The sequence below is a fragment of the Algoriphagus sp. SE2 genome (assembly GCF_039563885.1).
GTDB lineage: Bacteria > Bacteroidota > Bacteroidia > Cytophagales > Cyclobacteriaceae > Algoriphagus.
In genome coordinates this window covers 54,575-67,679 of record NZ_JBCLWJ010000008.1, presented here as the reverse complement: position 1 = coordinate 67,679, position 13,105 = coordinate 54,575, and the positions used below count along the sequence as shown (strand labels likewise).

Genomic DNA, 13,105 nt, shown 5'->3' with positions numbered 1-13,105 from the left:
AAGGGAAGCACCAGCTTCCCTTTTTTTATTCTGGAGATGAGTAAGTTACCCTGTAAATAACACCTGCCATGTCATCTGATATCAGCATACTGCCATCTGGCAATTCTTGAACATCTACAGGTCTTCCCCAAACATCCTGAGATGCATCATCTAACCAGCCTTCAATAAATATTTCTTCTCCTGTCACATTAGAACTGTCATCTAATTTTTCAACGGCTACCACATAACCTGCTTTTTTGCTTCTGTTCCAAGAACCATGCTTCGCTATAAAAATAGAATTGTTGTATGAATCAGGAAACATTCCGTCTTCATAAAATCTCATTCCCAATGGAGCATTATGAGGCCCCATCAATGCTGCGGGGGCAATGTAGTCTGATTGTGCACCACCAGCATCTCCAAACTCAGGATCTTTAACATCGCCTGCATGCCAATATGGGTAACCAAAATGCTGACCTGCTTCTGTAATTCTATTTAATTCACAATTCGGAATATCGTCTCCCATCATGTCTCTACCATTATCGGTAAACCACAAGTTTCCAGTTTCTGGGTTCCAGTCAAAACCTACAGAATTCCTAACTCCATGGGCATAAACTTCTGGTTTAGGATTCGCAGCATTTACATCTAATCGAGTGATGCTAGCAAATATTTCTTCTTCCGGATCACAAATATTACAAGGTGCTCCAACTGGAACATAAAGTTTACCATCTGGTCCAAATGAGATAAATTTCCATCCGTGATGTGTTTCTGTCGGGAATTCATCATAAATCACTTCGTAGGTAGGATTACCGAGATTGTTTTTGATATCTCTAAATCTTAATATCCTACTCACTTCAGCTACATATAAGTCTCCATCTTTATAAGCAACTCCATTGGGCATTTGCAGTCCTTCTGCCAAAATGAATTTTGAATCTGCTTTACCATCACCGTCTTCATCTATCACAGCATAGACTTTATCTTCTTGTCTGTTTCCAACAAAAACAATTCCCTCTTCACTGATAGCCATTGCTCTTGCATTAGGAATATCTGCAGCCCAGACATCAATTTTAAAATTTGAAGGCAGGGTGAGTTTATCTAATTGTACTTCAGCAACTGCATTTGATATATCTCTTTTATTCGCAGAATTAACGGTTTTAATGGGCTGGATTTTAACTTTTTCTTTTTGCTGACAACTCGCTGTAATACAGCATACTGCCAAAAGCATAGATAAGGATACAATTGAAATGGTTTTCATAATATTTTCTTTTCTTATTGTAGGTAAACTAATCAATTTCAGAATGTTCTTTTTTCAAAGGTATATGAACGGGTTAATCTTTATTTTTGGGGTATGTTATCAATAAGTAATCTATCATATTTCATAGGCGGTCGTCCTTTATACGAAAATGCCAACCTCCATATCAAGCCAAAAGATAAAATTGGATTGGTTGGGCAAAATGGTACTGGTAAATCGACACTTTTGAAAATTATTTCAGGAGATTATCAGCCTACATCAGGAGAAGTCCAAAAAGCAAAAGATTGTTCCATTGGATTTTTAAACCAGGATTTACTTTCCTACCAATCTGATGATAGTATTTTAAATGTAGCCCTTGCCGCTTTCAAAGAAACCCTTGAATTACAGGATGAAATAGATCAGGTACTCAAACAAATGGAAACTGATTACTCAGATGAAATTATGAACAGGCTTGCAAAACTGCAAGATATGTTTGAAGCAAATGAGGGTTATACAATTAAAGCCAAAGCAGAAGAAGTATTAGAAGGAATAGGGTTTAAAACTTCTGATCTTCAAAAACCACTGAGAACTTTCTCTGGAGGTTGGAGGATGCGCGTCATGTTGGCTAAGCTCCTTTTAGAGAAACCATCTTTATTGATGCTCGATGAGCCCACCAACCACCTTGATTTACCCTCCATACAGTGGGTAGAAAACTATTTGAAAACATATGAAGGAGCAGTTGTTGTAGTTTCTCACGATCAGACTTTTTTAGATAACTGCATCAGTAGTACGGTGGAAGTAGCGAATCAAACTCTTACGCTATATTCCGGTAACTATTCCTTTTATAAAGAGGAAAAAAAGGAGAGGATGGAAATTCAGCAAAATGCTTATGAGAATCAACAGCAAATGATCAAGCAAACGGAAAAATTTATTGAACGATTCCGTGCCAAGGCAACAAAATCCAATCAAGTTCAATCAAGGATAAAAGCCCTTGACAGGATGGAGAAAGTTCATGAAGTTATTGATGATCAAGTTTCAGTAAATTTTAAGTTTAAATTTTCTAAGCAATCAGGAAGAGATGTCGTTGTTTTAGATCATGTTTCCAAAGCTTATGGAGAGAATATTATTTTGAAAAATGCATCTGCAAGAATTGAGCGAGGAGATAAAATTGCTTTGATTGGGGCAAATGGTAAAGGAAAGTCAACATTATTGCGGGTAATAGATGGCTCTGAAAAAATTGATGGTAAAAGAGAAGAAGGATATAATGTAATCAAATCGTTCTTTGCACAGCACCAATTAGAGGCATTGACGTTAGAAAATGAAATTCTTCAGGAAATGGCTCAATCTGGAAGTGCTAAAACCGAAACAGAACTTAGAAACGTACTTGGCTGTTTTCTTTTTACCAATGATGATGTTTTTAAGAAGATAAAAGTGCTTTCCGGAGGTGAGAAATCTCGCGTTGCATTGGCTAAAACATTAATATCTGAATCAAATTTTTTACTCTTGGATGAACCGACTAACCATTTGGATTTCCAATCTGTAAACATATTAATTCAGGCTTTGCAGCAATACGAGGGTACTTTTGTAACTGTTTCTCACGATAGACATTTTATTAAAGGTGTAGCGAATAAGATTTGGTACATAGAAAATCATGAGATAAAAGAATACCCGGGAACCTATGCAGAATATGAAGTTTGGAAGTCTCAGCAAACTGAAGAAAAGGATACCGAAACATCTAAACCTACAAAAAAAGAGAAGCCTACTCCTCGGAAGAATCAAGTTGAATTAACTCAGGCAAAAAAAGATCTTCGAAAACTAGAAGAAGATTTAAAACAGGTGGAATCTGAAATTGAAAAACTGGAGAAACAAAAAGCTGATACTGAACTTGAGATGGCAAATCCTTCACTTTATACTAATGAAGAGGAATTAAAAAAAGTACAGGAAAAGCATCAAACTTTACATTCTAAGTTGGATAGTCTAAATGAAAATTGGGAAAATCTTGTGGATAAAATCTCTGCAATTCAAGACGTAATTGCCTAAATGAAGCTATAATAGACTTCAAATTGACTAATTTGGGAAACATGAAACAAATTCCGTTCGTACTTTTTTCTTTTCTATTTTACTATTGTCAGGAAGTTTCCGCACAAATTGAAGATAAAGTTTATAAAGATCACATTCAATCGGTCAGGTTATTTCCTATGGGACCTTTAACAGGAAGTCAACTTGATGCGCCTGTAGTCTCTGTGCTGGGAGGTAAAAAACTCGTTTTACTTTTTGATGACTTGGCTTATGATCCTGAAATGTATTCAGCCACTTTAATTCATTGTGATTCTGACTGGAAACAATCTGCATTAAAGAACAATGACTTTTTAGTCCCTTTTAATGAGTTTAATATCCAAGACTATGATTATTCAATAAATACACGAATACCCTATATACATTATAGGTTTGAAATTCCTCAAGTGACCAAGTCTGGTAATTATGTAGTCAAAGTTTATAGAAGGAGGGATGCCAGCGATGTGATTTTGACAAAACGATTTATGATTTATGAGGACTTATTGACTGTAGGGGCAGCAGTGGTTCCACCTACACAAACTGCCAATAGGAGAGGAGTGCAGCAAGTGAATACAGTAGTTAATTATTCAAAAGTAGAAGTAATTAATCCTGAGACTCAAATAAAAGTAGTAGTCAGGCAGAATCAGAGATGGGATAATGCGAAATTTTTGACAAAGCCAACCTTTATGAATCAAAGCTCAAAAATTCTTAGATATGAAGACTTTGATGGAGGTAATAGCTTTGATGCGAGCAATGAATTTAGATTTATTGATCTGAGGTTTATGAGAGCAAGTGGTCAAAATATTGCTTCAATGAGAGTTGAAGAAGATGTAGTTTTCGGTGAATCTCTCCTAAATCAGCCTAGAACAAATGAAGTATACTCACAATACTTGGATCTGAATGGACAATATATTGTAGATAATAATGATAGACCTGGTGGGGATCCTGAATTAGAAAGTCAATACGTATATATGACTTTTAATGTGGGTGTAGACCAATCTTCAGAACCGATTTATTTATTGGGTTCTTTAACAAACTGGGGAAAATCACCCGAAGCTAGAATGGCCTGGGATGAAAAGGATAAAATCTATAGAACTTCTATGCTCCTAAAACAAGGTTGGTATGATTACCAAATAGGCATTATGAAGAATGGAACCATCGAAACGAATTTATTTGAAGGTTCACACTTTGAAACAGAAAATGAATATGAAGTATTTGTATACCTGAGAGCTTTAGGTTCTAGGTATGATCAACTTGTAGGTTACGTCTTATTGCAACCCAATCGAAGAAGGCTATAAAAATTAACCCCTCTTAAATTTTTAAGAGGGGTTAATTTTAATCTTCTTTAGTTTCAGATTCCGAACTTTTATCTTCCTCTGCATCTGCAGGAGCTACGTTTTGTCTAACGCGCTCATTTGGCTTATAGGGAACGAAGCCTTCTCTCTTGAATTTATATGTTTTTGTTCTGGCGCCCGGAGGATGCGTTGCTAGGTCTAGCATACCGAAACCTTTATGAGTAAATGCTCCAAGACCACACTTGAAAACAAAATCTTGAACTTCCGGAGCTGCATATAAAGTAAATGGCAATGTATATCCACGTACCTCATATTTTACGTCCATGTCATAAACAGCATAAATTCGAGCAAACTTCTTCTGCTGTTCTTTTAATTTATTGACATAAACCATGTCAGGAACAACTTGAAACTTGAAGAAAGATTCCATTTGCTCCGGAGTATACCATCCAGACCTTTCCATACGGGTCAAGGTGGACTCATAAAGGAGATCAGAGAATTCGTCACTATCGGGACTGATAAATCTTTTGCCTGCTTCTTCATTAAATGCAGGAATTATCAATACCAAAGGTGAAATACAAACAAACTTGTTTGACGTTTCTAAGATTGGCTCTACTTCAATCTCTGTGTACTCAGGAACTAGAATAAGATTACCAAGTTCAACTTTTGGGGTCGCGAAAACTTGCTCCAATAAATAGTCCATGAAGTCTTCACTTTGTGAAGATAGAACTAATGTGACAAGACTGGAATAATAGTGCAAACCACTTCTACTTACTTTAGTCTGGCCTTTTAGTCCAGAAAAATTAAAGAAGTTGTAATTGTAAAATTCTTCACGTCCACCTTTTACGATTAATCCTTTCAAGAACTGAGCAAGGATATACTGGTGATGGAAAGGCAAATAACTGCCTTTGTTTTTTAGGGAAAATATAAGTCTAACTCTCACGGTGATTTAAAAATAAATTGAGACAATAGATAAATTAAAATATTTACTATTAGGGTGTTTAAGTTGCAAAATTACAACTTTTTTCAAGAAAATGTTAAACATTGAATCTAAAATGCATGATATCTCCATCTTTAACCACATACTCTTTGCCTTCAATGGATATTTTTCCATTTTCTCTGCAACCAGCTTCTGTTTTAAATTGTTGATAATCCGGTAGTTTAATTACTTCGGCTTTTATAAAACCTCTTTCAAAATCGGTATGAATAACACCTGCTGCTTGTGGTGCTTTCCAGCCTTTTTTGATCGTCCAAGCTCTAACTTCCTGAACACCTGCGGTAAAATATGTAATTAGATCTAATAACGAATATGCAGCATTAATTAGTCTATTTAAACCGCTTTCATTTAAACCATATTCACCCAAAAACAGTTCTTTTTCTTCAAAATCTTCAAATTCTGCAATTTGAGATTCAATAGCCGCACATAAAACAATAACCTCAGCATTTTCTTCCTTTACATTCTCTCTAAGCTGATCAACATATTTATTTCCTTCCAAAATGCTACCTTCATCGACGTTAGCAACGTACAACACAGGTTTTATTGTTAGCAAGTGCAGATCCTTAACAGCTTCGAGGTCTTCTTTCTCTACTTCTACTGAACGAGCATTTTTGCCGGAGGTTAGGGCATCCTTGAAAAGAATTAAGGTTTCTAATTCCTTTTTTGCTTTTGCATCTCCTGATTTAGCAATTTTTTCAGTCTTTTGTACCTTCTTTTCGATGGATTCTAAATCCTTTAATTGCAATTCGGTATCAATCACTTCTTTGTCAAAAATTGGATCGACACTTCCTGCTACATGAACAATGTTTTCATCTTCGAAACACCTGATTACGTGAATAACTGCGTCAACTTCCCGAATATTTGCAAGAAACTTATTTCCTAACCCCTCTCCTTTGCTAGCTCCTTTGACCAAACCAGCGATATCCACAAACTCAATGACAGTTGGGAGTACCCGGTGGGGATTTACAAGTTTTTCCAGAATTTGAAGTCTGTTATCAGGGACAGTAACTACTCCAACATTTGGTTCGATTGTACAGAAAGGAAAATTCGCTGCTTCTGCTTTTGCGCTGGAAAGAGCATTAAATAAAGTGGATTTTCCAACGTTTGGAAGTCCTACGATGCCACACTGTAAGGCCATTAATTCGTTATTTTATTTTAAAGATTCTATAGGATTTATACCCTTGGTAGAATTCCATAATGGAGACTCTAAAAATAGTATAAACCGGTATTGCAAAGATCATTCCTACGACTCCGGCGATTTTTGCCCCGGCAAAGATAACAACAAAAATTTCAAGGGGATGCGCTTTTACAGATTTAGAAAATATCATTGGCTGTAAGAAAATATTATCAACAACCTGAACTGCACCAAAAACAGACAAAATCTTCAATAATAAATAGTTTAAACCTTGATCTTCGGTAAAGTTTCCAGTGGATATGCCTACAATTATCCCAAAAGTTGCTCCCAAAATTGGTCCAGCATATGGGATAAGATTAGCAACAGCTGCAAATAGCGCAATAGTCAAAGCGTAGTCCACACCGACAATTGTTAAACCAAAACTTGCTAATGAAAAGATTGCTAACATTTGAAGGAGAAGTCCGGAAAGGTAATTTGAAAGTAATTTCTCAACTTTTGTAAAAGTAGCTACAGACAATTCAAAATAAGGGTTAGGTATTAAATGGAGGAGATTTCTACGTAAGAGTCCATTTTCGAGGAGTAAAAAAAAGGATATAAACAAAATAGCTAAGAGACCAATAAACAGGCTACTAGTCGTATTAAGAACATTAGAAATAAAAGCTCCTAAATCTATACTTGTTATAGCTTGGATCAATTGGGATTTTAATTCGTCAAATAAATACCCTGGTTGATTATCGAGTAATTGATAGCGGAATAGGAAGCTTTCTATTTTTGAGATCGGAGCATTTATCTCTTGGTAAATTGTTTCTAAATCTAACCCGCTCAAAATGATAATTTGGTTATTTATCAATGGGAAGAATAAAAAGCTTAGAAGGACTAAAATGATTACGATAGAAGAATAAGAAATAATAATAGCCAGCCAGCGGGGGATATGCTGTCCAAGCAAGTGAAAATCATTTAAATGATTTGTCATAGGCCGCAGAAGTGCAGCAATAATTAAAGAAATAATAAGGTATAAGGTGATATTTGAAAAATACCATCCAAACAAAAGGAAGCATATAATGAAAAGGACTATATAAATAAAAAAGCGCTGCATGTTCATAAAATAAAAGGAGGCATTTCTGCCTCCTCTAATATACTATTTCTGATTTTGAAAAAAATTTCAAGATCAGATGTTATTCCCATTTTAATTCATTTGAAGACTCTTCTTCTTGCTCATATTGATCAAAATCAACATCTGGTAATAGCTCATTTTTCACGTGATCTACTGATTCATTTAAAGCTTCAACAAATTTGAAAAAATCTTCCTTATAAAGGAAAATCTTATGTTTCTCGTAGGTAAAAGAATCACCATTAACTCTTCTTTTACTTTCTGTAATTGTTAGATAATAATCGTTAGCTCGGGTTGATTTGATATCGAAAAAGTAGGTTCTCTTTCCAGCCTTCACTTTTTTCGAAAAGATTTCTTCCCTGTCGTAACCTCTTTGATCTTCCACTGTTCTCTAGTTATTAATTAAATGATAAGGATAAAATACAACCTAAGATAAGGTAATTCAATGCTAGAATTCAAAGCAAATTTGCAATTTTTTGGAAAAAAATCTAAATAAGCTGCTTAATGAGTTAGAAATCAGAGCAAAAATTAATAATTCTCTAGTGTTGTATTTTTTATTCTCCGTGCATGAATGCCTTTTTGGCTAATAATTCTTCTTCTGTTTCTGGATGATCTGGATCATCTACGCAACAATCAACTGGACATACAGCAGCACATTGAGGTTCTTCATGGAAGCCATTACATTCAGTGCATTTAGCAGTGACTATGTAATAAAATTCATCTGATACAGGTTCCTGCTTTTCATTTGCGTCTACTACTGTACCATCTTCAAGAGTAACCTCTTTCAAAGTAGTCCCTCCTCCCCAAGTCCATTCTACTCCACCTTCATAAATAGCAGTGTTTGGACATTCAGGCTCACATGCACCACAATTGATGCATTCGTCGGTAATCATAATTGCCATAACTCAGTAATTTAAATTCAAAAGTAATAAGCCTAAAGGGAAGAGGCAATAAAAAATTGATAAGGCTAAGAATTTAAATGAATTCTTTTCTGATCCTTCCTACTAAAATCGGTAATTTTGCACCTTTAAAATTAAAATATGGATTTATCCCAAAGAATAGCTGCATTTGTCAAATTAGGTGAAAGTATCCGAGAAATGGATAATGAAACGAAGGAAGAACTTTTTTGGCGTGCTCAAAATGAAAATAACTGGTTTACCGAAGAATCAATTACATCCGCATTCGCAGGGGTAGCCTATATGCTTCAAGAAAATAAATTGAACAAGTGGTTGAGTTCTTATGAAATTCCTAAAAGATCAATTATAAAGTCTGTTGGAATTCTTATGGCAGGGAATATTCCTCTTGTGGGATTTCATGACTTTTTAACAGTATTGATTAGTGGAAATAAAGCGAATGTCAAATTGAGTTCTTCTGATTCTATATTGATGAATTGGATATTTGATAAATTAGTTGAAATCGAACCCCTATTTGAGCCTTTGATCCAAGTAGAAGAAATGCTCAAGGGAAAAGATGCCTATATCGCAACGGGAAGTGACAATTCTTCTAGATACTTTAATTATTATTTTGGAAAATATCCAAGCATTATAAGACAAAATAGAACCTCTGTAGCCATTCTTTCAGGGGATGAAGATATTGAAGATCTCGTATCTTTAGGTTTAGATATTTTTAGATATTTCGGATTGGGTTGCAGAAATGTTTCTAAAGTTTATGTTAAATCCGCGGACCAATTGCAAGATTTGTTAGGTGCATTGGAAATTTATTCCGCTGTGGGCAATCATCACAAATATCGTAATAACTACGATTATAATAAATCTATCTACCTGGTCAATAATGAGAAGCATTTAGATAATGGATTCTTGCTGTTGAAGGAATCTCAGGATCTAGTATCTCCAATTTCTGTGTTGTATTACGAAATTTATGATTCAAAAGAAGACCTTAAAAACAATCTTGAATCCAATAAAAGCAAAATCCAATGTATTGTTTCAAACCCAAATTTTTGGCCAGGAGCTATCCCGTTTGGATATGCTCAAAACCCTGAACCTTGGGAATACGCAGACGAAGTGGATACCTTAAAATTTTTAATTGAATTAAATTAAAAAGCTTTTGGGAGCCGAACACAGAATGTTGTTACCTGATTAAGTACAGAATTTACTTCTAAAAACCCCTTATTTTTCTCTTCCTATTCACTGACTAAAATAAGGCCCAGTCCTGTTCCAGTCTCGTTAAGTTATCCTTTTGTTGTGAAAGAGATTCCGTCTTTTAATTTTTGAAGATTTTCCTCTGATATTCCAACTCCATTATCTTCTACAAAGATATCGATATACTCTTTTTCCTCCTTTGCATAAAAGTTGATTTCACTCTTTGCCATTATTCAGCAGATTTCTTAGAACTAATTTGATCATGTTTTTATCTGCATAAACCCATAATTCCTTCGAATTATCCACTTTGATTTCTATTTCTTTTCCTTTGGCAATTCTATCTAAAAGATTTTTTAATGGATCATTAAAGGAACAATATCAAAGCTTGTTAACTGAATGAATTCTCCTTTAATCTGTGAACTGGTCCAAGCCAATAAATTTTCTAAAAAGATGGCTACATTTTTCATGTTCTTCGAAATTTCCGGCATCATTTCCATAAACTCTTCCTGTGAAATCAACCCGCTTTGAGTTAAGTGGATGAGCTCTTTGACACCTAAAATAGGACCTTTCAAGTCATGGGAAATTATACTAAAATACTTGTCTTTCAAGTCGTTTAATTGTTTCAGCTCAAGTGCCTGATTTTGGAGAGTTTCATTCGTTAGTACTTGTTTGGTGATGTCTTCAAATAGCAAGACTGTTCCAATAAAAACAGAGTTTCTCTCAAAAAGTGGTATGGATTCAATTCTGATTATTTTTTTAATATCATTTGATCCATCCTTTACCTCGATTGTATCATGATTTTTTGATTTTATTAAATTCAATATCGCAGGGAAATCCATCAAAATATTATCTAAGTTATTTGCTGTTTTGATAGAATCTGGATCCTCAAAGAAATTTTGAATTGCAACATTAAAGTCGATAATATTCATTTTGTTATCAATTACAAGGACTCCTCTTGTAATGGCTTGATATTGAATAAGTTGAACTTGATGATTGCATAGGCAAGAATCAAATAGGTAAATAAAAATGCAAATGGGGTTAAATCTATTTCGGTAAAGACTCGAATGGTTCCTGTTTGATATAGGAAGTTTAAAAGAATTGGTAGTGTCCCAGCAAGTAAAATCAATTTAGTCTGCATCTTATAATGAGGATTTGCAAACCGAAATCTTTTCCAAAGTATCAGGAGCCCGGTTGAAAACAAAGCATATGAGTAAATGACATTTACTAAATACCAGGGGCCGATTTTAATTTTTATAAATGGAAATGACCCAGAATTAAGAATACTTGTTTCAGCATAATGGAAATGGTGAAGGTCATTCGTTAAAAGAATGAGGTAGGAAATAAGTGGGATGAGAAAGATTGAAGAAAAAAATAATTTTGAGTTATTGGGTTCAATGCCAGTATATCTAAAAGTAAAAATAAGCTAAAAAACAGGTGTCAATAAAATGCCTATGTATTCAAAATTGATAAAAAAAGCATTAATTCCTTTGAAATCCTGGATAGTTCTAAGCCATAAAAAATCCCCAGATGGAGGCTGATAACTTTGTTAGTGCAATCCATCGGGTGGAATCCTTAATTTCTAGAGCAATAAAAGTAGAAAATCCGCCAACTAATAGGCTTGAAATTAAAAGGGTAATAGAGAAAGGGTTTAATATTAATTCCATCAAAGGATTTCCGCTAAGGAATTTTTTGGTATTGAGTATTAACTAGTAATTAAAGAATAATATTAAGTTTAAAATCTAATCTTAAAAAGGAGCATCTATCAAATTGATTAAAAACAAGAAAAAACTTTCTTTTCCAACTCCATTTGAACTTGTCATTTGGATCACAATTTTTTCTTTTTTTTTGGTGATAGTCCTATCAAAAGATTCTGGAGATACCATTCTGGAGAGATTAAATACCTCAATAAATTATTGGCAATTAGGTTTTTTTGGCTTGCTAGGTTTTACGCTTCAAATGATGATGATTTTAGTTTTTGGATATGCATTGGCTATTTTTCAACCTGTACATGATTTTTTAAAGAAGGTTTCCCAAATCCCAACAACTAATTTGCAAGCTATACTGAGTACAGGTACTATTACTATGTTTGCAGGGCTTTTGAATTGGGGATTTGGATTAATAATAGGAGCCTTGTTAGCGAGATTTGTTTCGGAAGCGCTTCAAGAAAAAGGAGAACGTGTAAACTATCCATTAATAGCTTCTGCTGGTTATCTTGGTATGGCAGTTTGGCATGGGGGGGTATCAGGATCTGCGCCATTACTAGCGGCAGAGTCCACTAATTTTTTAGCTGGAAAAGTTGGAGTTATCCCTGTAGAACTGACTATTTTCAGCTTTTCCAACCTTTGTATAACTGGGGGGTTGGTTGTTGTTTTTCTTCTAGTTTTGGGTTTTTGTGAAAAATATATTTCATGGCCAAATCAGAAAATAGATCCAGATTCCTTCAAACCTATAAACAGAACCAATTCTATTAAACTTGGAGGAATTATTGGTTTTGCAATACTTTTAATTTTAGGAGTCAATTTTTTTTCAGAAACTATCCTAGAAAATTCAACCATTGACTTGAATTTTGTGAATTTTGCGCTTTTTGGCTTAACACTATTGGTTTATAGATCATTCTCCAAGTTTACAAAAGCGGTTACCTCCGGACTAAAAACCTCTGTAGATATATTTATTCAGTTTCCTTTTTATGCTGGGATTTTAGGATTAATGACACAATCAGGCCTTTTGGTAGAGTTTTCTAATCGATTAGTTTTATTTTCTGATCAAGAAACAATCCCCGTAATTTCGTTTTTTTCAGCTGCTGTTATGAATACTTTAATTCCCTCAGGTGGAGGACAATGGGCTGTTCAGGGACCAGTTTTGATGGAAGCGGGAAAAGCTTTACAAGTACCGTTTGAACGGATAATCATGGCTTTTTCATATGGAGATCAAATTACAAACTTACTCCAACCATTTTGGGCATTACCACTATTAGCTATTACTGGTGTTAAACCAAAAAGTATGTTTAAATACTGTTTGATCCTATGTTTATCGGGAATGGTTTACTTAACTATAGCAATCTATTTTTTCCTTTAAACCTTAATAAGTATTTAAAATGGTTTAAAATTAGGATAAACCCCTTATTAGAGATTATATGTAGCTACCGAATATTGGGGTATATTTCTATATTTGCTCTCGTAAAAACAGAACCTTTTATTCAACATAAATTT

13 protein-coding genes are annotated in these 13,105 nt (G+C 34.4%); 4 read left to right on the top strand and 9 right to left on the bottom strand.

Going from position 1 to position 13,105, the window contains the following annotated elements; genetic code table 11:
• Nucleotides 1–25 precede the first annotated feature (25 nt).
• Entirely contained in the window at nt 26–1,231 is a 1,206-nt protein-coding gene (locus AAGF08_RS11310) for a PQQ-dependent sugar dehydrogenase (protein ID WP_343511275.1), read from the bottom strand.
• A gap of 93 nt (nt 1,232–1,324) precedes the next feature.
• Here AAGF08_RS11310 and abc-f point away from each other — a divergent pair, with 93 nt between their 5' ends.
• Nucleotides 1,325–3,247 carry a ribosomal protection-like ABC-F family protein gene (abc-f, locus tag AAGF08_RS11305; RefSeq protein WP_343511273.1) on the top strand — a complete coding sequence of 641 codons (1,923 nt, stop codon included), beginning with the start codon at nt 1,325–1,327 and terminating at the stop codon, nt 3,245–3,247.
• A gap of 41 nt (nt 3,248–3,288) precedes the next feature.
• Nucleotides 3,289–4,560, top strand: a complete 1,272-nt coding sequence (locus AAGF08_RS11300) for a DUF5103 domain-containing protein (protein WP_343511272.1) — start codon at nt 3,289–3,291, stop codon at nt 4,558–4,560.
• Nucleotides 4,561–4,597: 37 nt separating this feature from the next.
• Here the strand turns inward: AAGF08_RS11300 and cas6 are convergent, their stop codons facing one another.
• From cas6 to AAGF08_RS11275, 5 genes are all read right to left on the bottom strand, one after another.
• Nucleotides 4,598–5,497 (bottom strand): CRISPR-associated endoribonuclease Cas6, encoded by a 900-nt coding sequence (gene cas6, locus AAGF08_RS11295; protein WP_343511271.1) that lies wholly within the window; start codon nt 5,495–5,497, stop codon nt 4,598–4,600.
• A gap of 94 nt (nt 5,498–5,591) precedes the next feature.
• A complete protein-coding gene (gene ychF / locus AAGF08_RS11290) occupies nt 5,592–6,689 on the bottom strand; it encodes a redox-regulated ATPase YchF (protein ID WP_343511270.1) in 1,098 nt (365 codons plus the stop codon).
• A 7-nt stretch (nt 6,690–6,696) separates the two neighbouring features.
• Nucleotides 6,697–7,782 carry an AI-2E family transporter gene (locus AAGF08_RS11285; protein ID WP_343511269.1) on the bottom strand — a complete coding sequence of 362 codons (1,086 nt, stop codon included), beginning with the start codon at nt 7,780–7,782 and terminating at the stop codon, nt 6,697–6,699.
• Nucleotides 7,783–7,861: 79 nt separating this feature from the next.
• Entirely contained in the window at nt 7,862–8,182 is a 321-nt protein-coding gene (locus AAGF08_RS11280; protein ID WP_343511268.1) for a DUF3276 family protein, read from the bottom strand.
• Nucleotides 8,183–8,351: 169 nt separating this feature from the next.
• The gene (locus AAGF08_RS11275; RefSeq protein ID WP_343511267.1) at nt 8,352–8,699 is read right to left on the bottom strand and encodes a 4Fe-4S binding protein; all 348 of its coding nucleotides are present in this window, start codon (nt 8,697–8,699) and stop codon (nt 8,352–8,354) included.
• 138 nt (nt 8,700–8,837) lie between these two features.
• Between AAGF08_RS11275 and AAGF08_RS11270 the strand changes: the two genes are divergently transcribed.
• The gene (locus AAGF08_RS11270) at nt 8,838–9,854 is read left to right on the top strand and encodes an acyl-CoA reductase (protein WP_343511266.1); all 1,017 of its coding nucleotides are present in this window, start codon (nt 8,838–8,840) and stop codon (nt 9,852–9,854) included.
• A gap of 131 nt (nt 9,855–9,985) precedes the next feature.
• Here the strand turns inward: AAGF08_RS11270 and AAGF08_RS11265 are convergent, their stop codons facing one another.
• The 3 genes from AAGF08_RS11265 to AAGF08_RS11255 form a co-directional block, all read right to left on the bottom strand.
• On the bottom strand, nt 9,986–10,126 hold the full coding sequence (locus tag AAGF08_RS11265; RefSeq protein WP_343511265.1) for a hypothetical protein: 141 nt from the start codon (nt 10,124–10,126) through the stop codon (nt 9,986–9,988).
• A 123-nt stretch (nt 10,127–10,249) separates the two neighbouring features.
• Entirely contained in the window at nt 10,250–10,825 is a 576-nt protein-coding gene (locus AAGF08_RS11260) for a hypothetical protein (protein WP_343511264.1), read from the bottom strand.
• Nucleotides 10,826–10,836: 11 nt separating this feature from the next.
• On the bottom strand, nt 10,837–11,316 hold the full coding sequence (locus AAGF08_RS11255) for a histidine kinase N-terminal 7TM domain-containing protein (protein ID WP_343511378.1): 480 nt from the start codon (nt 11,314–11,316) through the stop codon (nt 10,837–10,839).
• Nucleotides 11,317–11,663: 347 nt separating this feature from the next.
• Between AAGF08_RS11255 and AAGF08_RS11250 the strand changes: the two genes are divergently transcribed.
• The gene (locus tag AAGF08_RS11250) at nt 11,664–12,971 is read left to right on the top strand and encodes a TIGR00366 family protein (RefSeq protein ID WP_343511263.1); all 1,308 of its coding nucleotides are present in this window, start codon (nt 11,664–11,666) and stop codon (nt 12,969–12,971) included.
• Nucleotides 12,972–13,105 lie beyond the last annotated feature (134 nt).